Genomic DNA, 21,295 nt, shown 5'->3' on the forward strand with positions numbered 1-21,295 from the left:
AATATGTCCAGTGTTTATTCATTAAATTATTCCTTTTATATGGAGATGGCCATAGAAGAGGCAAAAAAGGCTTTTTTTGAAGAAGAAGTTCCAGTTGGGGCAATAGTAATAACTGAGGATGGGGAGGTAGTTGCCCGTGCCCATAATAAAAGTATTGCAACCAGTGATCCAACAGCACATGCAGAGATTCTGGCAATAAGAGAGGCAGGCAGGAAATTATCAAACTACCGATTGACAAAATGTGTGGTTATATGCACACTAGAACCGTGCATTATGTGTATGGGGGCTCTAATTAATGCCAGGATAAAAGGACTTATATTTGGTACTAGGGATCCAAAGGCAGGGGCTGTGGTTTCAAAAATTGATTTTTTCAATGAAGTTAGATGGATAAACCATAAATTTTGGATAAAAGAAGGGATTTTGGCTGATAGATGCAGCAAAATCCTTAAAAGATTTTTTAAAGAAAAACGAAAAATTCTCAACTCAACAACTACTTGTGGTGATGCTTTAAACCGGTGAATATCATAAATAAAAGTGTTAAATAAAAGGGAGAGGTACCGAAGTCAGGTCATAACGGGCCCGACTCGAAATCGGGTGGGCGATGAGAGTCGCCTCGTGGGTTCGAATCCCACCCTCTCCGTTATAATAAAAGAGTTATGAAAAGAACTATATTTTTTTCAGTAATTTTCTTTGCGGCCTTGTCTTTTGGTATTTGCTTTGCGCAAACCAATTCAACCTACAAAAAGTCAAATAAGAATCAACAAATTATTAAAAACGATGAAAAAGTGCCAATTTGTGTTGATTATAAAAGCGCAGACAAATTGGGCAGGATATTTGGACTAAAACTAGAAGAGAAGATTATTGTCTCTAATTTATTTAAATTAATCAAAGATAAAGGGAAGTGTTTTAAAATTAACATTAGATCTAAACAGGAATTTAACAATTCTCCTTTATTCCGCTCGATTATTTCAATTGTATGGACCTTTTACTATGGAGAAGATGTGCTTAGTAGTTTTTTAGGGCAGGAAATTACCATCTTAGATCCGAAAAATCTGGACTTAGAAGCAGAAAATATTCTCGCTTTAACAAGAAATATCACAAAAGAGTATGGCTATCTTCTCCCATAATATCCTATCTTTGAAATTGTCAAGGCCCGAACCGAAAAAAAAGTAAATTATATAAAATTAACATGATTAACTCTATCTTAATTTCTTAAAAATTTGTCTTGACTTTTGGGGGCATTACAATTGTATCTGATTTTAAAAAGGCCATGGAAGTGGCAAATGATCTGGCACCTGAACACTTAAAACTCCATATAAGGAATCGCTGGAAAATTATTCCTGAAATAAAAAATGCAGGTTGTGTATTTTTAGGTGAGAATACCCCAGAACCAGGAGGCGATTATTTTGCAGGTCAAAATCATGTTTTGCCTCCTACATCTACTGCAAAATTTTCTTCTGGACTTTCTGTGGAAACCTTTTATAAAAAAACCCACTTCATATGGGCGTCAAAAGATTATATAAAGAAAAACAGCTCCAAAATTGTCAGATTGGCGAGATTAGAAGGCTTAGATGCACATGCAAAGAGTGCTGAGATAAGAAATAAATGATGCTGGAGGAAACTAAGTGAAGATAGTAATAAAGACAGAAATTACTGAACATTCTTTAGTCAGCAGGGGTAAAGTTAGGGACATATATGAAATTGATATGGATAAGCTCCTGATTGTCACTACTGACAGGATGTCTGCATTTGACGTAGTATTACCTGACCCTATCCCCTATAAAGGGGTTATTTTAAATTTACTTACCATTTTTTGGATGGAAAAATTTAAATACCTACTGTCAAATCACCTGATTGAGACTGATGTTAAAAATTTTCCTCATAATTTAAAAAAGTATGAAGATGAGTTGGAAAACAGGGCATTAATTGTAAAAAAAGCAAAACCGTTGGAAATAGAATGTATTGTTAGGGGATATATAACAGGATCTGGCTGGAAAGACTATTTAAAAACAGGTACAGTTTGTGGACATAAATTGCCTGACGGGCTTGTTGAATCAGAAAAACTCCCTACACCTATATTCACTCCATCAACAAAGGCAGAGATTGGTGAACACGATATCAATATAACACTTACACAAGCTGCAGAAAAAATAGGTGAAAACAATTTCAAACCGGTCCAAGACATATCAATTAAAATATACAATAGTGCCAGTGAATATGCATTTTCTAAAGGCATTATAATAGCTGATACAAAATTTGAATTTGGAGTTATTGATGGAAAGTTAGTGTTAATATATGAGATCCTAACCCCTGACTCTTCCAGGTTCTGGCCAAAGGATGAATATGAAAAAGGACGTGCACAAAAAAGTTTTGACAAGCAATATTTAAGGGATTGGTTGAGTAAAAATTGGGACCAAAAATCCCCTCCCCCCCGCCTGCCAAAGGATATTATAGAAAACACAAAAAATAAATATTTAGAAGCCTATTTTAGACTCACTGGCGAAAAATTATTCTAACATTGGAGGATAAATGGACACTTTGTATTCTTTAATACTACTAGTAATTATTTGGGTGGTTCTTGGCATTGTGTTTAATAAGCTTGGAATTGGGGGATGAGGAGGGAAAAATAGCTGTAGTATACAGCAAAAGAAAAAGACAAAATAAATAAAAATGCAACTTCCGCCACGAATTGGATTCTTTTTAGCAACATCAGGGCACAGTGGTGTTGATAGGTTAATGAAAAACTTGATTCCTTCTATTGCAAAGAGGGGATATCAAGTTGAATTAATTAAAATCAAAAATCATGGTCCTAATTTGAATCTAATAGAACCAAATATTAAAATTAATAGTCTCAACACTCAACACGTATATTCCAGTTTTTTTCATCTGATTAGATATCTCTCAAAAAATCCACCTGAGATTTTATTAACAGATAAGGACCGTGTTAATAGAACTGCTATCATAGCAAAACTAATAACCAGAGCAAAAACAAAACTATTTGTTCGATGTGGTACTACTGTTTCCATAAACCTGGCATCTAGGGGAATAATAGACAGATTAATACAGAAAAATTCCATGAGGACATTGTATAGATTTGCTAATAAAGTATTGGTTCCTGCTAAATCAGTTGCTGAAGATATGGCAAGTTACACTGGATTAGATCTTGAATATATAAAAAGTGTTCCTTCTCCTGTTGTAAGCGATGATATATTTAAAAAAGAATTTCCCATTCCCAATCATCCCTGGTATTTAAAAAAGTCTCACCCAATAATATTGGGAGTTGGAGAACTTTGTAAAAGAAAAGACTTTGAAACACTTATAAAATCATTTAAAATTTTAATGCAACATATTGAATGTAAATTAGTAATTTTAGGAAAAGGAAAACAAAAAGATTATCTTCAAAGGTTAATTAATAAATTAGAGCTTAAAAAGCATGTAGACTTGCCTGGATTTGTGAATGATCCTTATTCCTATATGGCCCACGCAAATGTATTTGTCTCAAGCTCGTTATGGGAAGGTTCCAGCTTTGTATTAGTAGAGGCCCTAGCTGTTGGCACCCCAGTTGTTTCCACCAATTGTCCAGGTGGCCATGAGGATGTCCTAGAAAAAGGGAAATTTGGCAGATTAGTTCCAGTTAAAGACCCAGAAAAAATGGCACAAGCCATATTGGAGACATTAAAAAATCCCCCTGACCCCGAATTTATAAAACAGGCTGCAAGGCCCTACACAATTTCCGCAAGCACTGATGCATATTTGAAGGTATTTGGCTTGCCACCTTTTTGGAATAACTGATTATGAAAAGAGTGGATATAGCAGTGTTTACCCCATCCTTTGGAAGCGGCGGTGCAGAAAAGATGACAATAAATTTATGTAGGGGATTTAGTGAAGCTGATATGCGTGTAGATCTATTGACAAAAAATTCAAATATTCCCTTTAAAAAACTCCTTAACAAACATATTAGAATTATTGAATTAAAAAAAAATAAAGACCTGGTGGCACAACTTACCAATTATCTAAAAATAAATAAACCAAAGGTGCTTTTATCCACCAAAGGTGGTGACAAAGAGGCAATAGAAGCAAAATTTAAAGGGAAGTTAGATGTAAAGGTAGTTTTACGCCATGGAACCACTTTTTCAAAAAGGGATGAAGGAAAATTTTTTTTAAAAAGAATTATTTTACACCACAAATTAAAAAAGATTTTTCCTAAGGCCGATTTAATAGTAGCAGTTTCAAAGGGAGTTGCTGAGGATATAATCAAGATTACAAAAATCCCAGAACAAAAGGTAAAGGTTCTTCCAAATCCTACGGTTGTCCCAGAGATGTTTGAAATGGCAAAACAAAATATAGACCACCCATGGTTTGTTGAAAAAAAATATCCAATAATTTTGGGAGCTGGTGGTTTTAGAAAATCAAAAGACTTTCCCACCTTAATTAAGGCATTTAAACTGGTAAGATCTAAGATTCCAGCAAAACTAGTCATATTAGGAGATGGACGACAAAGAAAAAAAATTGAGTCCCTGGTCTATGAGTTAGACCTAACCAATGATGTATGGCTCCCAGGATTTAAAGAAAATCCATACTCATTTATGAAACAGGCCGATATATTTGTGTTATCATCAATATGGGAAGGATCACCAAATGTACTTATTGAGGCTATGGCCCTTGGTACTCCAGTAGTTTCCACTGACTGTCCAAGTGGTCCACGGGAAATCTTAGAAGATGGAAAGTATGGGAAATTGGTGCCCTGTAAGGAGCCTCAAAAATTGGCTACAGCTATTTTGGACACTTTAAAAAATCCTATCAACTCTGATTTATTGAAAAAAGCAGTAGAAAAATACTCCCTTGAAAATAGCACTAATGCCTATCTAATGGCCTTTGGGTTTTGTTAAAAATGTGGATTATCTTTTGAGCCCTTTTTTTCCAATCCAACTCTTTTGCCTTTTCATATGCATTTTGCGCAAGTTGTAGGGCAAATTTAGGATCCTTTGATAATTTCTCTATAGCCTTAAGCCATGCATTAATATCAGAGGGAGGGACCAAAAGGGCCTCTTTTTCATTGGTTACAAGCTCTCGCATTGGTTTTAAATCACTTGCTATTATAGCCCTTCCAGCAGCCATTGATTCAACTAATTTAATAGGGGAAAAGGAGTTAACATACTCTAAGTCTTCTTGATAAGGAATTATGGATATTTCTGCCCTATTGTATATCTTGGGAATGTCTCTATGGGGGATAAATCCCAACACCTCAACATTTTCTGGCCAATTTTTATTTCCTGCAACATTACCTGCTATAATTATTTTTAAACCCTTTTGAGCCAGTTTTTGAACTATATTTAAGCCCTTTTGAGGAGTCAATGTGCCTAAATGTATCAAAGTGGGATGTTTAAACCTCTGAGGAGTTAATTTTTTAACCTTTGAAAAAGATCGTATATTCACACCACTAGGTAATACTTCAACTTTACTTAATGGTATGCTTTCTTTTAATAATAGTTCTTTAAGAGAATTACTGATGGCAACTACTTTTAAAACAATTCCTCTATTTAGACCATGTCTTAAATTGACCATAAAGTTATCTTCGTATAATTGATCGAATTCATGGGCCTCAAATACATGGGGTATACTGAATTTTATTAGAGCATTACTTATTCTAAATGAACGGGTATAGACATGAGAATGATTTAATTTGTTCTTATAAAGAATAACAAAAGGAACATATTTAAAAATCTTCCATCGCGAATGTAAAAAAGTGGAAAATTTAATAGGCAGGTGGGGAGTTACTCCAAAATCACATAATCTCCTTTTATAAGGAATGTCCGATTTATAAGGAGATATAAGTAGAGTAAAATTTTTATTTATGCTGTAAATACCATTAGCAGTATTCAAAGTCTGAATGAGATTTGCTCTATTTCTATGTAATTTAGCGGTACTGATATATATAATTTTGCTCATTAAACTCACCTTTATTTTAGCACTTTAAATAAAATAAGAGTGCCCCTTTTTTTACTCTTCCATCTTTTCAATTCTTGAAATTGACTTGAATTCTTAATAAGATCAAGGGATATTCTATTAGAGCTTTTCTCGTCCCATATATAATAGTCAATGTTTCGCTTTAAAATTAGATCAGGTTTTAACTTTTTTTCATATAAAAGACACTTAATTGGAAAACATGTTACAGATGAATAATTTAAATTTGCATAAAAAAATATAAGAGGAAGTCTCTTAATTGACCCTCCGATTTTAACAAGTTTTTTATACTGCTCTATTTTTGCTATATATTGTCCAATCTCTCTATATATTTTATTATCTTGATTTCTATAACTTAAAAATATCTTAGGAAAGGTTGATATTAATACAAATAGTAATAAAGTTATAGTTGAATATCTTAACTTTTCTTTAGCTTTCATATCAAAAAATCTAATTATACTCTTCACTCCATATGCAATAAAAATAAATGAAGGTAATATAAATATGGCCATATACCTAGTTGCAATTACCCAGGTATATAGTGTTTGTACATATAAGACTAAAAATGCTCCAATTAAATTAAAAAAATAAAAAGATATTATCTCATTCTTAATTTTATTCCTAATTGAATAGATTCCTATACAAAAAATTATAAAGAATGGCAAATACATGGTTCTAATTATCTTTATTAATATGCCTCCAAAAGCTATCCACCATAAAAGGTCTTTAGCAATAGAAGAAAAAAAACGAAAATTTTTGCACTTATCTATATCTTCAAAATTTTTTAATACTTCCCTTAATTCTTTGTAATTTTGAATAGTATAATTTATGCGAGTTTCAATTTTTTCATAGGGTAGTATTTTTAATATAGAAATATCCAAATATAATGATAAGAGATAAATCAATGTAATGAAGATACAAAAAGCTATACCAACAGTAATGAGAAATTTCTTGTCATATTTAATGGTTTTTAAAAGAAAAATAAAAGAAATTAATAAATATACACATCCCTCTACTCTTGCCCAAGCACCAATTATAAAACAAATAAAGGAAAATAAAAGATAACACCAATTTTTATTATTGAGATAAATTGTAAAAAAATAAAAACCGCTTAGGGAAAAGAACCAAAAAACTGGGTCTCTTATCACCTTGTGGGAATAGATTATAAACGAAGGCATACACGCAAAAATAAACAGGGTCAAAAATAGGGTTTTATCATCAAAAAATCTTTTTAGTAAAAAATACAAGGGAATAAAACTTAACATACTGAACACAAGAGAGACCATAATACCTGATAAAATCCAATTATGGGTAACTAGATAAAACAAAAAAATAAATATAGGATATGGAGACAAATATGGATAACAGGCAGTAACTAACTGGAACTTTCCTAGATACAGTGCTTTTGCCTGTTGAATATACCAAATTCCATCAGGGTTTAATACTGGATCTAATAGATGAGAATATATCCGACAAAAAAATCCAAATATAAATATACTCAAAAAATATAAGACTTGGTTATTTGCAAATATATTCTTTTTAAATTTCATAATAAATAAAGTATTTCATGCATACTTTCGATGTTATGGCTTGTAACTTACTAATAAGCATTAGTCAATTGGTAGTTGGGCTCAAAAAAAAACCAAAAACTTTTACTTGTCAAACTTACAAATTTATAATAAAAGAAGACTTCGTTTTTCGGAGAGGTGTCCGAGCTGGCCGAAGGAGCACGATTGGAAATCGTGTGTACCGGAAATACCGGTACCGAGGGTTCGAATCCCTCCCTCTCCGTAAAAATTTAAGGAGCCAGACGGCAGAGGCGCTGTGAACCCCGTCAGGCCCGAAAGGGAGCAGCGGTAGCAGGTCTGCCTCTGGGTGTCTGGTTCCTTATAAAAAGGGGACACATCTTCTGTGTCCCCTTTTTCTTTGGTGTGTTTCTAGACAATCAACAGGTTCTTTGTTAATTTCCTTCTAGTTTATAAAAAAACAATTTTTTTCCAGGAGAATCAATATGTTAGATTTAAAATTCATTCAAAAAAATCCAGAGGTCGTCCAAGCGGCTATCAGAAAAAGAAGAATGGACTTAAATATACAGGACTTTTTAAAGCTTGATGAAAAGAGAAAGTCTATAATTCAAGAGGTAGAAAAACTCAGAAATCAGTTAAATACAGAATCAAAGGAAGTTGGCAAACTCAAGGCAAAAGGACAAGATGTCTCAGAAAAAGTCAAAAAATTATCTTTAATTTCAGATAAAATAAAAGAACTGGAAAAGGAAAAAAAGAAAGTTGAAAAAGAGCTCTTTGACTTTAGGGCTCAAATTCCCAATATCCCTGCCAAAGATGTCCCAGAGGGAGATTCTGATGAGGACAATGTGGAAATTAAAAAATGGGGAACTAAACCAGAATTTGACTTTGAGCCAAAACCACATTGGGATATTGGTACCAACCTTAAAGGACTGGACTTTGAAAGGGCAGCTAAGCTAGCTGGATCTAGGTTTGCTCTATATTTTGGATGGGCAGCAAGGTTAGAGAGGGCCCTTATCAATTTTATGCTAGATGTGCAGACAAAGGAAAATGGCTATACAGAAGTATTACCACCCTTTTTGGTTAACAGTGAAACAATGTTTGGAACTGGACAATTGCCAAAATTTGAGGAAGATCTATTTAAGATCAAAGATTGGGACTATTATTTAATCCCAACAGCTGAAGTACCTGTTACAAATATCTACAGAAATGAAGTATTAGATGAAGATGATTTGCCAATTGCATATACTGCTTATACCCCTTGTTTTAGGTCAGAAGCAGGTTCCTATGGTAAGGATACAAAAGGGCTGATTAGACAACACCAATTTAATAAAGTAGAGCTGGTAAGATTTGTCCATCCCGATAAATCTTACCAGGAACTGGAATTACTTTTGTCCCATGCTGAGTCAATTTTGCAAAAGCTAGGGCTGCACTATAGGGTCGTGGTTCTTTGCACAGGTGACCTTGGTTTTTCAGCGGCAAAGACATATGACATTGAAGTATGGCTTCCTGGCCAGAATACATATAGGGAAATTTCTTCTTGTTCCAATTTTGAAGATTTTCAGGCAAGGCGTGCCAATATTAAATTCAAACCCAAAAATTCAAAGAAAAAAGAATTTGTCCACACTTTAAATGGATCAGGCCTTGCAGTTGGAAGGACCTTAGTTGCTATATTGGAAAATTATCAAAGAGAAGATGGATCTATTATAATTCCAGAAGTACTAAGACCATATATGGATGGAATAGAGATAATCTCCTGTCCAGAAAAATAAAAATATGGCTAAAATAAAAAATCTCCTCTTAGATAGAGATGGTACTATAATTGTTGAAAAACATTATCTAGGAAATCCAGATGATGTAGAACTCTTACCCAATGCAAAAGAGGCACTGAAAAAATTCACTCAAAGAGGGATCGAGCTATTTATTGTCACAAACCAATCAGGAATAGGAAGAGGATATTATCAGACAGAGGATTTTTTTGCAGTACAAAATAGATTATACGATATTTTAAATGAGTATAATGTAAAAATTAAAGATATAGAATTTTGTCCTCACACACCGACTGATAAGTGCACATGTAGAAAACCTGCCATTGGAATGTGGCAAAATTTGAAAAAAAAATATGGATTATTAGAAAATGAGACTGCAATTGTTGGAGATAAATTGTCTGATATCTATTTTGGAATCAATGCAGGCCTATTAGTTAAAGTATTGGTACTTACAGGATATGGATTAAGTGAAAAGGAAAAGTACTCAAACATAAAAATTGATATAATAGCTAAAGACCTTTTAGATTTGTATTACCTGTTACAAGAACAAAGGTTAATATAATTATGAACAAAATATCTAATGATTATAATTCAGGATGGTATTATTTTAAAAGGACATTATCTTACTTTAAACCCTATGTACCACGAATTATATTGTCTATAATCTCTATGATCATTGTTGCTGGTTGTACAGCCTATGCAGCATATCTTGTACAACCAGCATTAGATAAAATCTTCATAGAAAAAAACAAAGAGGCCCTAAAAACTATTCCCATTCTGGTTATTTTGATTTTTGCCTTTAAAGGAATATTTAGATTAATTCAAAGTTATCAATTACAATTTTGTGCGATGAAGGTGTTAGAGACCTTAAGAAACCAACTCTATGAAAAAATGATAAGACTACCTATTACATTCTTTGAGGAAAATAGAGTTGGAATGTTAATGTCAAGGATAATAAACGATGTAAATCTACTACGAAATAGCGTGCCTGAAATCGTAAACCTGGCAAAAGAATTTTTTACTGTAATAGGACTTACCTTTGTTGCATTTTATCGAGATCCCTATCTTGCTACCTGGGCCATAGTGGTGCTCCCAATTGCCCTTTATCCAATAGTTTATTTTGGAAGAAAATTGAGAAAATTAGGTAGAAAAAACCAGGAAAAAATTGCAGACATCTCCAATATATTGCAGGAAATATTTAGTGGTATAAAAGTGGTTAAGGCCTTTGCCATGGAAAAAAAGGAGACAAAAACATTTGAAGTTCAGAATAGAAAACTAATAAAAATTGCCCTAAAAAGCATTTTTTACAATTCCCTATCTTCTCCTGTGATGGAATTTATTGGTTCCCTTGGAATTGGATTGGTTATATGGTATGGAGGTACCCAGGTAATAGCTGGCCATTCAACCCCAGGTACTTTTTTTTCATTCTTAACTGCAGTTATGATGTTATATGATCCTGTAAAGAGATTAAATAAATCAAATATGGTATTACAAAGGGCTATTGCTGGCGCAGAAAGGGTGTTCCAGGTACTAGATTCAGAAGAAATCTCAATTGAAGATGAAGGGGATCTAGAACTTAAGCCTCCTTTTAAGGAGTTAAAATTTATAGATGTATGGTTTAAATATCAAAATACTCCTGATTGGGCACTTCAAGACATTAACCTAGAAATTGCTCCTGGGGAAAAGCTTGCTATTGTTGGACCATCAGGTGCAGGTAAGACCACACTTATAAATCTAATCCCAAGATTCTACGATCCAATAAAGGGGAAAATAGTCTTAAATGGAAATGATATAAGAAAATATACCCTTAGTTCCCTTAGAAGGTTTATTGGGATAGTTTCTCAGGAGACCATACTTTTTAATGCCTCCATTAAAGATAACATTACTTACGGAATTTTTGACGTTGATGAAGAACAAATTATTAGAGTTGCAAAGATAGCCTATGCCCATGATTTTATATCTGCTCTGCCAGATGGATATGACACAATAGTTGGGGAAAGGGGAGTTAGATTATCTGGGGGTGAAAAACAGCGGATAACAATTGCCAGGGCACTTTTAAAAGACCCTCCTCTATTAATTTTAGACGAGGCAACTAGTTCATTGGACACAGAATCTGAAAGGATTGTTCAAAATGCACTGGATAATCTCATGAAAAATAGAACTTCAATTATTATTGCCCACAGATTATCTACAATCTTAAGCGCAGATAGAATTGCTGTTATGGAAAACGGACAAATAATAGATATTGGCCCACATAAGGAGATATTAAAAAGATGTAAACTTTATCAAAAATTATATGAAATGCAATTTAAAGATGAATAAAAGTCTATGAAAAAAATTTTAATGTGCATTTTTTTAATTTACGTATTACCTTATACACATTTATTTGCATCTCCCCCTATTCTATTTTTTGAAAAAAAAATAAAAAAAATCAGGAGAAATTATACATTATATAAAGTAAAAAAAGGAGAACATATATATTCTATACTCAGAAAATTAAAATTACCTAAGACTGAATTTGGTAAATATATCAAAAAAATAAAACAATTAAATCCAGATATAAAAGATATAAATAAACTATATGCAGGTCAGATAATAAAATTACCCAAAATTCACACCATCAGACGTAGATGTAGAAAATGTTTAAATGGTTTTGTCATACCTCCTTCATTAAAGGACCTGACTATAAAAGAATTAAAAAAGAAGTACCCCTTTTACGAACAAAAATATACTGTAAAAAAAGGGGACACATTAGCAAAATTACTTAAAATAATAGGCAAAATTCCCAATTATTTAATTTATAATGAATATTTATTTATTTTTAAAAAACTCAATCCCCATATAAAAAATATAAACAATTTACCACAAGGCGTTGAAATTATAATACCCTCTAGAAATCCAAAAATTAAACAGATTACAGAACATAAAAAAACAAATAGTTTTAATAATATTATACTCTGTTTATTAAAAAAATTGGGATTTAGTATTTATAAAAAAGATATAATTATATTTCCAATAAAAAGAGGATGGATACAAATTGACACATCTAAATCTCCCATATTAGAAGAGACAGACGGAAAAAAGATAATATTGGCTAATGATCTAAATACATATGAAAAATACAAAAAAATTGAAGATTCAAATATTTCTGTATGTTTTATAAGAGATTTATCCATTTATGACTCTCTGATAAAAATATTTAATTACACAAAAAGGTTTAAAATCTGGCCCAAAAAACAAAATTTAATAATTACTAATAACTTTTTTGTCGCAGAATTAAAAGGAGACATACAGATCTTAAAATATTCTAGTCAATCAAGTACAAAAGATATCTCCTATTATATATTTTTTCTAAACGAAAAAAATTGTACCTATACCGAAAACTTAGCATATTCTTTTTTATTAAAAAACAAGATATTTGTTTATTTTTGGTGCAATAAAAAAAGTAATTTTATTTCATGTACAGATAATATTGACAAAAATATTTATGTCCCTAAGATTTCAGTTAATAGTAATATTGAGGCAATAAACTTAAGTAGATTTTTGGAAAATATTAAAATCAATATAAATAATAGTTTAACCCTTTTTTTGCCAATAATTAAGCTTAAAATGAAAGGCAATAGAATTATTTATCTCTTTGAATATAATGTACCAGAATTAGTTGCCATCTTAAGGGCAAAGGGTTATAATTGTTTTACCCACTAACTTTTAAACAAAGTGAAACATGCAATGAAAAAAAATTTATTGTTTCTAGTCCTATTAATATTAGTTCTATCAATTGTTTCTATTTTTCAAAGTTCCCCAACCAATGGTTCTAATAATAAAATCTCTGCCTTATTTATAAGGATCACAGGCACTATTAATCCGGCTCAAGTTGATCTTTTGGAGCACGGTTTTAAGGTTGCCACCACAAATAATTATGACCTCATAATAATTGGCCTGGATACCCCAGGTGGGCTTGCTAAATCCATGAGGGAGATGGTCAAAATAATTCTAAATTCTCATATTCCTGTGGTAGTTTGGGTAGGACCAAAAGGGGCACAGGCTGCATCTGCAGGGGTATTTTTAGTAGCTGCATCAGATATTGCAGCCATGGCACCCAACACAAGTATTGGTGCTGCTTCTCCAGTTGCAATGGGTGGAAAAGACGCACCTAAGACTTTGGAGAAAAAGATAAAAAATGACCTCATGAGCCTTATTAGGTCTATGGCAAGGGAAAAGGACAGAAATTTCATGTGGTATGAAAGGGCCATAGATACGGCTGAATCTTTAAATGCACAGGAAGCTGCAATAAACAGGGTGATAGATATAATTGCTGTCTCCCCTACTGATCTCATGGTACAAATAGGCAAAAAGGGCATTTTGAAAAATGGGGAATTGGTTAAATTTGACAAAAACAGCTATAAAATTATAAAATTTTCTCCATCCCTTCGATATAAATTTCTCTCATGGCTCGTAGATCCCCAAATTGCGTATTTACTTTTATTAGGTGGAATTGCTGGCCTTTTTTTTGAGTTGTCCCATCCAGGTGTAATATTTCCAGGAGTCTTTGGTTCCATATGTCTTTTACTTGCCCTGTACGCTCTCTCTGTTTTACCAACAAATGTGGCTGGGCTCCTACTTATTTTACTTGGATTTGTCCTGTTTATATTGGAGATAAAAATAATTAGTTATGGTCTCTTAACCGTTGGCGGACTTGTGTGTATGTTTCTTGGATCCACTATCTTATTTAGATACGACTCTGGGATAAGTGGCCCTGGTTATTCAACCATATTACCATCTCTACTTGTAATTGGTGCCCTTGTAATTTGGGTACTTTATCTTGTTACAAAAGTCCAATTAAAACCTAAAAAACTTGGGATTGAAGGGCTGGTTGGAATGATAGGTGAGGTAATAGAATGGAGGGAGAACAAAGGGAAGATAAAAATCAGAGGTGAAATCTGGAAGGCAGAAACAACAAGAGGAAATAATAATCTATCTGAAGGGACAAAAGTAAGGGTAGTTAATACACTTGGTTTGACATTAATTGTTGAACCTATACAAACCTAAATAACATAAGGAGGACTGAAATGTTTTCATTACTGCCAATCTTAATAATAGCCTTTTTGTTTTTGGCGTCAGCTATTAAGGTCATAAATGAATATGAAAGGGCTGTAGTATTCAGACTTGGAAGAATTTTAAAAGCAAAAGGACCTGGTTTGATCATACTTATTCCAGTTGTGGATAAAATGATTAAGGTCTCTTTAAGAATTATTACCCTGGATGTACCTTCTCAGGATGTTATTACAAAGGACAATGTGAGTGTTAAAATTAATGCAGTTGTATATTTCAGAGTTGTTGACCCTGTAAAGGCAGTAATAGAAGTGGAAGACTTTATGTTTGCCACTACCCAACTTGCCCAGACAACCCTAAGATCTATTTGTGGGTCAGTGGAACTTGATGAAATTTTAACCCATAGAGACAAGATCAACTCCCAGATTCAGGATATCTTAGATGAACATACAGACCCCTGGGGAATTAAGGTAACCAATGTTGAATTAAAACACATAGATTTGCCACAGGATATGCAAAGGGCTATGGCTAGACAGGCAGAGGCTGAAAGGGAACGTAGATACAAAATAATTAGTGCAGAAGGCGAATATCAAGCTGCTGAAAAATTAGCACAGGCTGCTGAAATAATCGCCAAAAGGCCCATAGCACTCCAGCTCAGATATTTGCAGACATTAAGGGAAATGTCCTATGAAAGTAATTCCACTACTATTTTACCTATCCCTTTGGATTTATTTAAAAATTTAACACCAGTAAATAATGAAACTTATATTACCAAAGAGTAAAAATTATTGACTAGGATTGGCTTTAAAAATATCTTTGAATGCAAAAAAAAGGAGTAGTAAAGATATGGCTGAAAAAAGATATTGTCCCTATTGCCACCAAGAAATGGAGTATTGGCTCGCCCCACCAGAAACAGGTTGGGGGTATATATACGTGTGTTTCAACAACCAGTGCACTTTTTATAGAAATTCTTCAGATAACATTTTAAACAAAGGCGAAGACCAGAGACATTTTGCAGCTAGATATGGAGAAGATCCTGCTAATAATTTTCATCCAATAAATATACTCGCATATAATCCATTTGTTAAATTAGAGGAAAAGAAATAGATCCTCTTTGGCGCACCTCTTTTCTTTCTTAAAAAAACTGTCCTATGAAAAAAGGACAAAGGGGATTTTTAAACTCTCTTTAAAATACTTAAAATAAGATGGAGATTTTATAATGGAACAGGAATTGAGAAGTTTAATTGATGCAATCTCACCAATAGATTCTAACATATTTCAAAAGGCTAAAGAACATACAGCACAGTTAGTAATGCCTCCAAGGGCTCTTGGGAGGCTACATGAAATTTCTGAAAGGATTTGTGCTATCCAAAGGACATTAAATCCAGATGTTTCCCAAAAACAAGTTATAGTCTTTGCCGGAGATCACGGCATTGTTGAAGAAGGGGTTTCAGCCTTTCCACAAGTAGTAACCTTAGAGATGGTGCGTTGTTTTGTAAAAGGCGGTGCTGGAATTAGTGTTATTAGCAGGTTTGTTGGTGCCGAGGTTATGGTTGTAGATATGGGTATTATTCCTGATTTTATTCCTGAAAACCAGGAAGAAGCAGCAATATTCAAAGAGAACAAAGTTGCAAGAGGGACAAAGAACTTTGCAAAAGGCCCTGCAATGACAAGAAATCAAGCTCTCCAGTCCATATTAAATGGCTTTAATATAGCACAAGAAGCTATTTCTAAGGGCATAAACATAATTGCAACTGGTGATATGGGGATTGGGAATACAACACCCTCTTCTGCCATTGGATGTGTATATACAGGAGAAAGCGCAGAAGTAATGGTTGGTCCAGGTACAGGAATTGACCAGGAAGGTATCAAAAAAAAGATAGCTGCTGTTAAAAAAGGACTGGATGTAAACAAGCCAGACCCAAAAGACCCAATAGAGGTGCTCTCAAAGGTAGGTGGTTTTGAGATCGGCGGAATTGCTGGATGTATCCTGGCCTGCGCCTACCACAAAATACCTGTTATGATTGATGGTTTTATCTCTACTGCAGGTGCACTCATTGCCAAGGCACTGTGTCCTTCTAGTGTTGAATACATGTTTGCAGGACACAAATCAGAAGAACCAGGTCACATAGCCATGCTAAAATATCTTGGATTAACTCCCCTCCTTGACCTTGGTATGAGGCTTGGTGAAGGAACAGGTGGAGCCCTTGCCATGAACATTGTGGACGCAGCATGCCATGTGTTTAATGAAGTCATGACATTTGACCAAGCTGGAGTACATGAAAAAGAAAATTAAAATATGTACAGAAAAAAAATCAAAGAATATCTGCCACTCTATCTTGTCATAGACAGGGCATCTTGCCAAAATAAAGACATGTTTTTTGTATTGGAACAGGCAATAAAAGGTGGTGTTACAATAGTACAGCTTAGAGAAAAAGAGATATCAGCTAGAGAATTTGTTGAGCTTGCAATAAAGACAAAAGATTTTCTATCTAAATACAATATTCCTTTAATTATAAATGACAGAATAGATGTGGCTCTTGCCTCTAAGGCAGAGGGTGTACATGTTGGGCAGGAAGATATTCATCCAAATTACGTTAGAGAAATAGTGGGAGATGATCTAATAATTGGACTTAGTGTAAATAACGAAGAACATGTTAAGGAAGCAAATGAACTGGATATAGATTATGTGGGCATTGGGCCTGTTTTTAAAACATTAACCAAAAAAGACCCAAAGCCCACTTTATATCCCCACGGAGTTAAAAGACTCTTAAAACTAATCCAAAAACCAAGTGTGGCAATTGGTGGAATTAATATAGAAAATTGTAAAGAAGTAGTAAAAACAGGAGTTAATGGAATTGCTGTAGTCTCTGCAATATGCAAACACAATGACCCTTTTTTAGCTGCAAGCAAGTTAAAAACATGTATTACTCACCATGATCTAAAAAATTAGATATTATACTTGAGCACAAAGATATAAAATTTTCCACACTCACCTCAAGAGGGCCTTGATTTTTAAAAACAATTTTATTTTTTGCTTCAACATCAAAGGAGTATCTGTTTAACCTCTGTTTCAGTATATTCATATTTTCTCTATTTCTATGTGTAAGCCTCTTTTTTATTGTTTCATAATCAGCAGTAACGTAGATAGTATAAACATTTTTAAAATTTTCTTCAAAAAATGATATTGTTTTTCTTGATACTGAAATAAAATTACAACAATCTTCTTTTATTAAATATTCAGGAATCCCATAAAAATATCCGTAACTCTTCCATGTTACAAGAAAAAAATTTGATTGCATAAGTATATTAAACCCTTGTTCACACACAAAAAAATTGTCTTCAAATTCATCTGGGGGTCTGGTTATATATCTCTTAACAAAATTTACACGAGGATAAGAAGCAAAATATTTTCTTGCCTCCCGAATTAGTGTATCCTTACCGGCTCCACTTGGACCACAAATCAATATTATGTTCTTCATAGATTGATTCTTCTTAAAAATTGTTGACAAATTCACCTCTCTGAGACTACAACTTTGTGAAAATTTTCTCTATCAAGAGATATACAAGGAGTCAAATGGAGATTTTATCAACCTTTTGTAAGGAGGAGTGCAATGAACATACTTATTTTTGGGCCAAATGGCAGTGGGAAGGGTACGCAAGGCTCATTACTTAAAAAAAAGTTTAACTTAGCCCACATAGAGTCAGGCGCAATCTTTAGGGATCACATAAAAAATGGTACTGAGCTTGGGAAAAAGGCCAAAGAATACATAGACAAAGGAGAGCTGGTACCAGATGAGATCACTATTCCCATGGTCCTTGAGACATTAAAAGAAAAAGGCAAAGATGGATGGCTGTTAGATGGGTTCCCAAGAAATATAACTCAGGCCAAGAAGTTATGGGAAGCCCTTCAAGAGGCTGGAATGAAGTTAGATTATGTAGTTGAGATTAAACTGGATAGGGAAACTGCAAAAAACAGAATCATGGGAAGAAGACTATGTGAAAATGACCCAAATCACCCAAACAATATCTATATTGATGCAATCAAGCCAAATGGCGACAGGTGCAGGATATGCGGCGGTGCATTAAAAACAAGATCTGATGACCAGGACGAGGCTGCAATAAACAAAAGACATGACATCTATTATGACACTGAAACTGGAACCCTGGCTGCTGCCTATTTCTTCAAAAAACTTGCTGAAGAAGGAAAGACAAAATATGTAGAAGTGGATGGTTCAAAAGATATTGAAACAATTAAACAAGATCTTTTGTCAAAAATCCAAGGTTAAGAAAATGAGGGGCGAGCTTACGCCCCCTTTTTTAATCTTCATTTAATTCTGGTATATTTTTAAAGAATTCTAAAGATTCGGGATTTCTTAAGGCATCTTTATTTTTTACCTCTTCATTGTGGATCACCTTCTTAACTGCAATCTCCACCTTCTTCATATTTAGGGTATAGGGGATATCTGGAACTTCGATAATCTTATCTGGTACATGCCTTGGTGATGCATTATTTCTAATTGCGCTTTTTATCCTTTTCTTTAACTCATCATCTAATTTATATCCTGGGTTCATTTTAACAAAAAGTATTACCCTTACATCATTTTTCCAATTTTGACCCACCACAAGACTATCTTCGATCTCCTCAAATTGCTCCACCTGACGATAAATCTCAGCAGTTCCAATCCTAACTCCCCCAGGATTTAGAGTAGCATCAGACCTTCCGTATATAATCACCCCTCCCCTATCATTTATCTCTATAAAATCTCCATGACGCCAGACACCAGGAAATACGTTAAAATAGGCATCATGATATTTTTTTCCATCTGGATCATTCCAAAAATAAAGGGGCATAGAGGGAAATGCAGCTGTGCATACAAGCTCACCCTTTTGATTGTAAACAGGCTTTCCATTTTCATCATATGCATATACCTTCATCCCAAGTCCCCTACATTGGAGCTCTCCTGAATAAACAGGAAGCATTGGATTTCCTAGGGCAAAGCAACCATTTAAATCTGTCCCGCCTGAAATGGATGAGAGCTGCAGATCACCTTTTACTGCATCATACACATATTCAAAACCCTCTTCTGGTAGAGGTGAGCCTGTTGACAAAAGAGCCCTAAGAGATGATAGGTCAAACTCATCCTTTGGACGCACCTTTGCATTTTGAAGTGCAGATATATATCCAGCACTTGTCCCAAAAACAGTTAAGGATATATCCTCAGCCATTTCCCATAAAACCCTTGGACTTGGATAAAATGGATTTCCATCATAAAGCACAATTGTTGCGCCTACAGCCAGGGAACTAACTAGCCAATTCCACATCATCCATCCACAGGTTGTAAAGTAAAAGATCTTATCATCCCGTGTTAGATCGGTATGCAAAATAAGTTCTTTTAAATGGTTTATTAGCACACCACCAGCACCTTGAACCATACATTTAGGAAGTCCAGTGGTTCCAGAGGAATACATAATATAGTGGGGGTGAGAAAAGGAAAGCTGGACAAAATCAATAGATGGATCACTTTCACTGGATTTAAATTCATCTAAAAATACCCCATTTTTTATACCAGAAATATCAGGATTTTCTTTTAAAAAAGGAACTACCACCACCTTTTCAATGGAATCTATTTGTTTTAGCACCTCAATAACTCTGGATATAGAATCTATTTTTTTGCCTTTATAGCTGTATCCATCTGCTGTAAATAAAACCCTTGGTTTTATTTGACCAAATCTATCTAAAACTCCTTTGATTCCAAAGTCAGGTGAACATGAAGACCATGTAGCACCTAAAGATGCAGCTGCCAGCATTGCAATTATTGTCTCAGGGATATTTGGCATATATCCAACCACTCTATCCCCTGGCCTTAAATCTAATTGCTTTAAGGCCTTTGCCACCCTGGCAACTTCTCTATTTAACTCCTTGTATGTAAGGGTTCGTTTTTCTCTATCTTCTGCAAAGGCTATTATTGCCAGATTATCGTCATTATATCTTAGTAAATTTTCAGCAAAATTCATCTGAGCACCAGAAAACCATTTTGCTCCTGGCATTTTATAAGGGTCATCTACAACCTCGTCATAACCCTTTGAATTCAAAATTTTCACAAAATCCCATAGAGCAGCCCAAAAATCACCAATATCAGTAACAGACCACTCCCACAGCTCACTATAAGTTGAAAAAGATTTTTTATATCTTTCATTAACATAAGCCATAAATTTAAACATATTGGAATTTTTTATTCTATCTTCAGAAGGCGTCCACAGTAATTTGCCCATCTCCTCCCCCTTTTCAAAAGTTGGTTAAAAAATACAACTCTAACCTTCATAGAGCACGGCCAAAATAGTGGCAGATTCCTTTTTAGCAGCAAGCATATGGGGATAATTTGAGAGATAATACAGAGAATCCCCTGGTTTTAACTCAAAACGGTCATCGCCTATTTTCGCAATTACCTCTCCATCTAACACGAATATAAACTCCTCTCCGTCGTGAATTGAGGTCTCTTCATCGGGATTTTCCTTTAATTTTACAATAAGTGGCTCCATATGTTTACCCTTAACATCAGGTGCTAAAGACACATAGGAGTAGAGTTCCCTCTGTCCCTTGGGGGTTGTGGACCTGACAATTTTTTTTCTTTGTTCTGGAGATGTGAGGCAATAGGGCTTATCACCACCTTCACCTAAAAATTCACCAAGCCCTCTTTCAAGCACCTTGGATAATTTTATAATCATCCCCAGTTGAGGTTGAATTTTGCCCTGTTCTACATTTTCAAGAAGCTCTTTATCAAAGCCTGTTTGTTTTGAAAGTTCATCTAGACTAAGCCCCTTTTCTTCCCTGATCTTTTTTATTGTTTTTCCAATATCCACTATTTCTCTTTGTTCTTGCTCTTTTATCTCACCTGTTAAAGACTCAAAATAATCTACATTAATATATGGTTTGTCCTGTGCCATATACACTCCTTATTTTTTCTCACTAATTGTATATTTTAA

General features: G+C 34.0%; 21 protein-coding genes, 2 tRNA genes and 1 other RNA gene. 19 read left to right on the forward strand and 5 right to left on the reverse strand.

What is annotated here, in order from left to right:
• Positions 1-3: 3 nt before the first annotated feature.
• The 7 genes from tadA to ACYQ1E_RS05965 all read left to right on the forward strand — a co-directional run bounded on the left by tadA (position 4) and on the right by ACYQ1E_RS05965 (position 4,889).
• On the forward strand, positions 4-519 hold the full coding sequence (tadA, locus tag ACYQ1E_RS05935) for a tRNA adenosine(34) deaminase TadA (RefSeq protein ID WP_459876494.1): 516 nt from the start codon (positions 4-6) through the stop codon (positions 517-519).
• A 29-nt stretch (positions 520-548) separates the two neighbouring features.
• A tRNA-Ser gene (locus ACYQ1E_RS05940) sits at positions 549-640 on the forward strand.
• A gap of 16 nt (positions 641-656) precedes the next feature.
• Positions 657-1,127 carry a hypothetical protein gene (locus ACYQ1E_RS05945; protein WP_459876496.1) on the forward strand — a complete coding sequence of 157 codons (471 nt, stop codon included), beginning with the start codon at positions 657-659 and terminating at the stop codon, positions 1,125-1,127.
• Between the two features lie 98 nt (positions 1,128-1,225).
• On the forward strand, positions 1,226-1,609 hold the full coding sequence (locus tag ACYQ1E_RS05950) for a histidinol dehydrogenase (RefSeq protein ID WP_459876498.1): 384 nt from the start codon (positions 1,226-1,228) through the stop codon (positions 1,607-1,609).
• A gap of 16 nt (positions 1,610-1,625) precedes the next feature.
• Positions 1,626-2,516: a phosphoribosylaminoimidazolesuccinocarboxamide synthase gene (locus ACYQ1E_RS05955; protein WP_459876501.1), complete on the forward strand. Its 891-nt coding sequence runs from the start codon at positions 1,626-1,628 to the stop codon at positions 2,514-2,516.
• 220 nt (positions 2,517-2,736) lie between these two features.
• Positions 2,737-3,792: a glycosyltransferase gene (locus tag ACYQ1E_RS05960; RefSeq protein ID WP_459876504.1), complete on the forward strand. Its 1,056-nt coding sequence runs from the start codon at positions 2,737-2,739 to the stop codon at positions 3,790-3,792.
• A gap of 2 nt (positions 3,793-3,794) precedes the next feature.
• On the forward strand, positions 3,795-4,889 hold the full coding sequence (locus tag ACYQ1E_RS05965) for a glycosyltransferase (protein ID WP_459876506.1): 1,095 nt from the start codon (positions 3,795-3,797) through the stop codon (positions 4,887-4,889).
• Here the strand turns inward: ACYQ1E_RS05965 and ACYQ1E_RS05970 are convergent.
• Positions 4,855-5,949, reverse strand: coding sequence for a glycosyltransferase family 4 protein (locus ACYQ1E_RS05970; protein ID WP_459876509.1), 1,095 nt, complete (start codon positions 5,947-5,949; stop codon positions 4,855-4,857). The two genes, ACYQ1E_RS05965 and ACYQ1E_RS05970, sit on opposite strands and share 35 nt — an antisense overlap.
• An 11-nt stretch (positions 5,950-5,960) precedes the next feature.
• Positions 5,961-7,514, reverse strand: coding sequence for an ArnT family glycosyltransferase (locus ACYQ1E_RS05975; protein ID WP_459876512.1), 1,554 nt, complete (start codon positions 7,512-7,514; stop codon positions 5,961-5,963).
• A gap of 150 nt (positions 7,515-7,664) precedes the next feature.
• On the opposite strand from ACYQ1E_RS05975, the gene ACYQ1E_RS05980 reads away from it, so the two are divergent.
• The 11 genes from ACYQ1E_RS05980 to thiE all read left to right on the forward strand — a co-directional run bounded on the left by ACYQ1E_RS05980 (position 7,665) and on the right by thiE (position 17,261).
• Positions 7,665-7,755, forward strand: a tRNA-Ser gene (locus tag ACYQ1E_RS05980).
• Positions 7,756-7,761: 6 nt separating this feature from the next.
• An RNA gene (ffs, locus tag ACYQ1E_RS05985) (signal recognition particle sRNA small type) lies at positions 7,762-7,859 on the forward strand.
• 116 nt (positions 7,860-7,975) lie between these two features.
• Entirely contained in the window at positions 7,976-9,259 is a 1,284-nt protein-coding gene (gene serS, locus ACYQ1E_RS05990) for a serine--tRNA ligase (RefSeq protein ID WP_459876515.1), read from the forward strand.
• A 4-nt stretch (positions 9,260-9,263) separates the two neighbouring features.
• Complete coding sequence (locus ACYQ1E_RS05995) at positions 9,264-9,818, forward strand: D-glycero-alpha-D-manno-heptose-1,7-bisphosphate 7-phosphatase (protein WP_459876518.1); 555 nt, start codon at positions 9,264-9,266, stop codon at positions 9,816-9,818.
• Between the two features lie 2 nt (positions 9,819-9,820).
• Entirely contained in the window at positions 9,821-11,578 is a 1,758-nt protein-coding gene (locus ACYQ1E_RS06000; RefSeq protein ID WP_459876521.1) for an ABC transporter ATP-binding protein, read from the forward strand.
• 6 nt (positions 11,579-11,584) lie between these two features.
• Complete coding sequence (locus ACYQ1E_RS06005; RefSeq protein ID WP_459876524.1) at positions 11,585-12,961, forward strand: LysM peptidoglycan-binding domain-containing protein; 1,377 nt, start codon at positions 11,585-11,587, stop codon at positions 12,959-12,961.
• A 24-nt stretch (positions 12,962-12,985) separates the two neighbouring features.
• Positions 12,986-14,305, forward strand: coding sequence for an NfeD family protein (locus ACYQ1E_RS06010; RefSeq protein ID WP_459876527.1), 1,320 nt, complete (start codon positions 12,986-12,988; stop codon positions 14,303-14,305).
• Between the two features lie 20 nt (positions 14,306-14,325).
• Positions 14,326-15,090, forward strand: a complete 765-nt coding sequence (locus ACYQ1E_RS06015) for a slipin family protein (protein ID WP_459876530.1) — start codon at positions 14,326-14,328, stop codon at positions 15,088-15,090.
• 64 nt (positions 15,091-15,154) lie between these two features.
• A complete protein-coding gene (locus ACYQ1E_RS06020; RefSeq protein WP_459876533.1) occupies positions 15,155-15,415 on the forward strand; it encodes a hypothetical protein in 261 nt (86 codons plus the stop codon).
• Positions 15,416-15,527: 112 nt separating this feature from the next.
• Positions 15,528-16,604, forward strand: coding sequence for a nicotinate-nucleotide--dimethylbenzimidazole phosphoribosyltransferase (gene cobT / locus ACYQ1E_RS06025; protein WP_459876536.1), 1,077 nt, complete (start codon positions 15,528-15,530; stop codon positions 16,602-16,604).
• A gap of 3 nt (positions 16,605-16,607) precedes the next feature.
• A complete protein-coding gene (gene thiE, locus ACYQ1E_RS06030) occupies positions 16,608-17,261 on the forward strand; it encodes a thiamine phosphate synthase (RefSeq protein WP_459876539.1) in 654 nt (217 codons plus the stop codon).
• Here the strand turns inward: thiE and ACYQ1E_RS06035 are convergent.
• Positions 17,236-17,790, reverse strand: coding sequence for a hypothetical protein (locus ACYQ1E_RS06035; protein WP_459876541.1), 555 nt, complete (start codon positions 17,788-17,790; stop codon positions 17,236-17,238). The genes thiE and ACYQ1E_RS06035 overlap by 26 nt on opposite strands.
• 132 nt (positions 17,791-17,922) lie before the next feature.
• Here ACYQ1E_RS06035 and ACYQ1E_RS06040 point away from each other — a divergent pair, with 132 nt between their 5' ends.
• Positions 17,923-18,597 carry an adenylate kinase gene (locus ACYQ1E_RS06040; RefSeq protein ID WP_459876544.1) on the forward strand — a complete coding sequence of 225 codons (675 nt, stop codon included), beginning with the start codon at positions 17,923-17,925 and terminating at the stop codon, positions 18,595-18,597.
• Between the two features lie 31 nt (positions 18,598-18,628).
• Here the strand turns inward: ACYQ1E_RS06040 and ACYQ1E_RS06045 are convergent, their stop codons facing one another.
• On the reverse strand, positions 18,629-20,584 hold the full coding sequence (locus ACYQ1E_RS06045) for an acetoacetate--CoA ligase (RefSeq protein WP_459876547.1): 1,956 nt from the start codon (positions 20,582-20,584) through the stop codon (positions 18,629-18,631).
• A gap of 39 nt (positions 20,585-20,623) precedes the next feature.
• A complete protein-coding gene (locus ACYQ1E_RS06050) occupies positions 20,624-21,256 on the reverse strand; it encodes a helix-turn-helix domain-containing protein (RefSeq protein ID WP_459876550.1) in 633 nt (210 codons plus the stop codon).
• Positions 21,257-21,295: the final 39 nt, after the last annotated feature.

It is taken from the genome of Desulfothermus naphthae, assembly GCF_054657475.1.

Bases quoted from the DNA above. Each gene is read 5' to 3' on its own strand.
- tadA (WP_459876494.1), top strand. From the start codon at position 4: ATGTCCAGTGTTTATTCATTAAATTATTCCTTTTATATGGAGATGGCC.
- ACYQ1E_RS05945 (WP_459876496.1), top strand. From the start codon at position 657: ATGAAAAGAACTATATTTTTTTCAGTAATTTTCTTTGCGGCCTTGTCT.
- ACYQ1E_RS05960 (WP_459876504.1), top strand. From the start codon at position 2,737: ATGAAAAACTTGATTCCTTCTATTGCAAAGAGGGGATATCAAGTTGAA.
- ACYQ1E_RS05965 (WP_459876506.1), top strand. From the start codon at position 3,795: ATGAAAAGAGTGGATATAGCAGTGTTTACCCCATCCTTTGGAAGCGGC.
- ACYQ1E_RS05970 (WP_459876509.1), bottom strand. From the start codon at position 5,949: ATGAGCAAAATTATATATATCAGTACCGCTAAATTACATAGAAATAGA.
- ACYQ1E_RS05975 (WP_459876512.1), bottom strand. From the start codon at position 7,514: ATGAAATTTAAAAAGAATATATTTGCAAATAACCAAGTCTTATATTTT.
- serS (WP_459876515.1), top strand. From the start codon at position 7,976: ATGTTAGATTTAAAATTCATTCAAAAAAATCCAGAGGTCGTCCAAGCG.
- ACYQ1E_RS05995 (WP_459876518.1), top strand. From the start codon at position 9,264: ATGGCTAAAATAAAAAATCTCCTCTTAGATAGAGATGGTACTATAATT.
- ACYQ1E_RS06000 (WP_459876521.1), top strand. From the start codon at position 9,821: ATGAACAAAATATCTAATGATTATAATTCAGGATGGTATTATTTTAAA.
- ACYQ1E_RS06005 (WP_459876524.1), top strand. From the start codon at position 11,585: ATGAAAAAAATTTTAATGTGCATTTTTTTAATTTACGTATTACCTTAT.
- ACYQ1E_RS06010 (WP_459876527.1), top strand. From the start codon at position 12,986: ATGAAAAAAAATTTATTGTTTCTAGTCCTATTAATATTAGTTCTATCA.
- ACYQ1E_RS06015 (WP_459876530.1), top strand. From the start codon at position 14,326: ATGTTTTCATTACTGCCAATCTTAATAATAGCCTTTTTGTTTTTGGCG.
- ACYQ1E_RS06020 (WP_459876533.1), top strand. From the start codon at position 15,155: ATGGCTGAAAAAAGATATTGTCCCTATTGCCACCAAGAAATGGAGTAT.
- cobT (WP_459876536.1), top strand. From the start codon at position 15,528: ATGGAACAGGAATTGAGAAGTTTAATTGATGCAATCTCACCAATAGAT.
- thiE (WP_459876539.1), top strand. From the start codon at position 16,608: ATGTACAGAAAAAAAATCAAAGAATATCTGCCACTCTATCTTGTCATA.
- ACYQ1E_RS06035 (WP_459876541.1), bottom strand. From the start codon at position 17,790: ATGAAGAACATAATATTGATTTGTGGTCCAAGTGGAGCCGGTAAGGAT.
- ACYQ1E_RS06040 (WP_459876544.1), top strand. From the start codon at position 17,923: ATGAACATACTTATTTTTGGGCCAAATGGCAGTGGGAAGGGTACGCAA.
- ACYQ1E_RS06045 (WP_459876547.1), bottom strand. From the start codon at position 20,584: ATGGGCAAATTACTGTGGACGCCTTCTGAAGATAGAATAAAAAATTCC.
- ACYQ1E_RS06050 (WP_459876550.1), bottom strand. From the start codon at position 21,256: ATGGCACAGGACAAACCATATATTAATGTAGATTATTTTGAGTCTTTA.